We start from the raw sequence: 3775 nt of genomic DNA, 5'->3' as shown, positions 1-3775 counted from the left end.
AAGACATTTTTCTTTCAAATGAAACCCATATGTTTTCTTCTTTTACTCCTAGTTTTAAAAACTCTAGTGCTGTAAAATGCATCATTATTGGAGGTCCTACTATTATAACTTCTAAATCATCTTTAAAGCTATCTAATGGTAATTTTGATAAATGCTTAGTCACCATTCCTTGTTCAAATCCTTCAAAGCTTCCATTATCTAATGTATATATAGTATTAAAATGTTCTTTCCATAAATCTAACTCATCTTTAAATAAAATACTATTTTCATTTTTAAATCCAAAAACTAAATTTAAGCTTTTCACACTATTTTTAGTATTTAAAAACTCATTTATCATACTCCTAACTGGTGCAACTCCTGTTCCACCTGCTACAATCACTACATTTTTATTTTTAAACTTTTCAATTGGCCATCCTTTTCCATAAGGTCCTCTTAAAAAGATTGTATCTCCTTCTTGTAAATTAAATATTCCATCAGTTACTTTACCTACTGCACGTATTGTAAAGTCTAAATATCCATCACCAATTCCACTTACTGATATTGGTGCTTCTCCAAACTTTGGTATAGATAACTGTATAAACTGCCCATGTTCTACTTGAATATTTGTTTTTACTCTAAAACTCCATTCAGTTTCTGTTTCATGAATAATTTTAATAAGTTCACAAGGAACTGGTGTTAATATATTACTCATCTTAAAAGTCCTCCCTTATCTCATCTAAAGCTTTTGATACTTTATTTATAGTTTCATGGAATGCAATATGTTCAGGACATCTATCAGTACATCTTCCACATCCAACACACATATTGTAATCTTTAAATGTTTCTTTATAGTCACGAATTTTATGAAGAACTTTATATCTCATTCTTTCACCTACAGTATTTCTAAATCCATGTCCACCTGCCATAGTATCAAAACCTTCAATTTGACAAGAAGCTGCAACTCTTCTTCTCTCTCCAAGTTTTCCATTCTCTGAATAAGTTATATCTATAGTTGTAAAACATGTACATGTACTACACGCAACTGTACAACTTCCACATCCTATACATCTTTTATTAAACTCATCCCACATTTTATGGTTTTTAAGTTTTTCTAAAATCTCTTTATTTTCAATTTCTGGTATATTTACTTTAAGAATATTTTCTTTTATGAAGTCTAATTTAAAGTTTTCTTCTTTATCCCCTTTGAAGTAATCTTTAAACTCATCATCTTTAACTTCAAATAAATATTCATCATTAGATTTTTTAATTCCTATTGAATAATTATCTGTTTTATTTGTTTGCATTGATACACAGAAACAAGTATCGAATCCTTCTATACACTCCATGCAAACAAACTTTACTCTTTTTCTTAATCTGTCATAAAACTCATCTTTAAAGTTCCCATTTTCTAAAAATATTTTATCTTGTCTTTCTTGTGCATTTATATCACAAGCTCTTGCAAAAATTAATATTTCTTTATTATGACTAGGTTTTGCCTCTTTAAATTCATCTTCATTAAAATAATATAAAGTTTGATTTATAGGCGATACAACTTCTTTAGCTGGGTATGTAGATTTTTTATCAAATACAACTTCATCAATTGTATCTATCTCACCATACTTTATAATATCTGTATCAGAGTATCTTCCACTCTTTTCAAATCTTTTAGGAGCATAAATTTTATACTTCTTTTTTAGTTCTCTTAAAAGAGCATCAACTGAACTATTGTCTAACTTATATCCCATATCCATTCCTCCAAATTTTATCTTTTATATACTCTTTTACACTATTCCTTTTTTCATTTTTTTTCTATCACTACAATTTATCATTTATATTAATTAAATCTAAATTTTTAACCTTATGCATTATATTCCCATCTATTTATTGTTAATTTTTAAACAATCATATGTGAAAAATATGTTTTTTCTAAATACTTTATATTTTTAATATTTTTATTTTATATCAATTATATTAATTTACTAATAAGAATTTAGGTATTTTTTTGTTTATTTACCAATTTTATATTCATTTTTAAAATTAGCTATCTCAAAAATAGAGTTTGAAATCAAATTTTAGAAAAACCCCGAAAAAATAATCATAATAAACTTTGATTTTTCTACTAGAATTATTATTTTACTTTAAAATTTGTTCAGAAATTTTAAAATATACACAAAAAATTAAAGGACTATCTATTTTAAGACAGCCCTTTCTCAAATTAATGCTCGTACTTATCTACATTTTGAAGTAAACTTTGAATTACTTCAGTTGCATCCATAAATTTAGCTATAGATTTTCCTTCATTTAATCTTTTTATTATTCTTCCTATAAATTCAGACATATCAACCATTCTAAACCATTCAGCATCTCTTAAATTTTGAGGTACATAAGTTAAATTAGTTGAGTAAACTCTTTTTATTACTCCTTCTTTATAGAAATTATTAAACTTGTCTAATCCTTCATTGAATAATCCAAAACTAGTTGCTACATAAACATTTCTTACATTTCTAGCTTTAAGTTCTTTAGCTATATCTAAAACAGATTCACCAGATGCTATCATATCATCTACAATAAGAACATCTTTTCCTGCTACATCTCTTCCCATATATTCATGCTCAACTATTGGATTTTTACCATTAACTACTACTGTATGGTCTCTTCTCTTATAGAAAAGTCCCACATCTACTCCAAGTACACTTGAGTAATAAATAGCTCTATCCATAGCTCCAGTATCAGGACTTATTACAAGTAATTTTTCTTTATCTAATTCTAAATCTTTTTCTTCAGTTAAAAGGTTTTTTACTATTTCATATGTTGGATATATGTTTTCAAATGACAATAATGGTATTGCATTTTGAACATTAGGGTCATGAACATCAAAAGTTAAGATTTCATCTACTCCTAAACTTTCAAGTTCTTGAAGTGCTAATGCACAATCAAGAGATTCACGTCCTTTACGTCTATGTTGTCTTGATTCATATAAAAGAGGCATAATTACTGTTATTCTTGCTGCCTTACCTTTTATTGCAGATATAGTTCTTTTTACATCTTGAAAATGCTCATCTGGTCCTTTATGATTCTCAAAACCGAACATTTTATATGTACAGCTATAATTTCCAATATCACAAAGAATGTAAATATCCTTACCTCTCACTGTTTCAGCAATTTTGACCTTTCCTTCACCATTTGAAAATCTTATTTGCTCTGTATCAACAAGATAAGACTCTTCCTTGTTTCTTTTTTCTCTAATGTATTTATCAACAGCATTACCAACCTCATTAAAGCTATCTAATACTATTAATCCAAGATCATGAGTTAATTCCATAGTTACAATTCTCCTTTTTCTAGACAATAAAAATTTATTAAGTTTCTGTTTCTAGTATACATTAAAAATCCATCTTAATAAATAATTTTCGATAAATTTCTTCTTTTTTTTATTTTTTCTTCCATTTTAACATATACTAATATACTTTAAAAGTATTATTATTAATTTAAAGTATATACTTTTTTAAGTTTATTTTATATAAAGTATACTAATAGTTTTATTTATTAGTTCCATTTAAATTTTTCATATTATATATTTATAATAATTAAATTTTTTACACCTTCAAGTTACTTCTTTAACTTATTTATATTCCCAAAGATGCCAATATAGAAAATTTTTATGAATAAAATTTGATTTCTTTATCTTTTTATTATATATTTATAAACGGAATTTATTATACACAAAAGAAAAATTATAAAGATTGGAGATTTTAAAATGAAAAAGTTCTTTGAAGAATTTAAAGCCTTTGCTTTA

General features: G+C 25.8%; 3 protein-coding genes. All 3 read right to left on the bottom strand.

Annotated elements, in window-relative coordinates; all coding sequences use genetic code 11:
• Positions 1-691: FAD/NAD(P)-binding protein (locus tag ACRDDY_RS08790; RefSeq protein WP_438564579.1), on the bottom strand; the 691-nt coding region annotated here is incomplete at its 3' end.
• 1 nt (position 692) lies between these two features.
• Complete coding sequence (gene asrA / locus ACRDDY_RS08785; RefSeq protein ID WP_438564578.1) at positions 693-1724, bottom strand: anaerobic sulfite reductase subunit AsrA; 1032 nt, start codon at positions 1722-1724, stop codon at positions 693-695.
• 470 nt (positions 1725-2194) lie between these two features.
• A complete protein-coding gene (locus ACRDDY_RS08780) occupies positions 2195-3301 on the bottom strand; it encodes a ribose-phosphate pyrophosphokinase (protein ID WP_438564577.1) in 1107 nt (368 codons plus the stop codon).
• Positions 3302-3775 lie beyond the last annotated feature (474 nt).

This window comes from Clostridium sp. (assembly GCF_051656525.1).
Classification (GTDB): Bacteria; Bacillota; Clostridia; order Clostridiales; family Clostridiaceae; genus Clostridium.
This window is presented reverse-complemented; position numbering and strand designations above follow the sequence as displayed.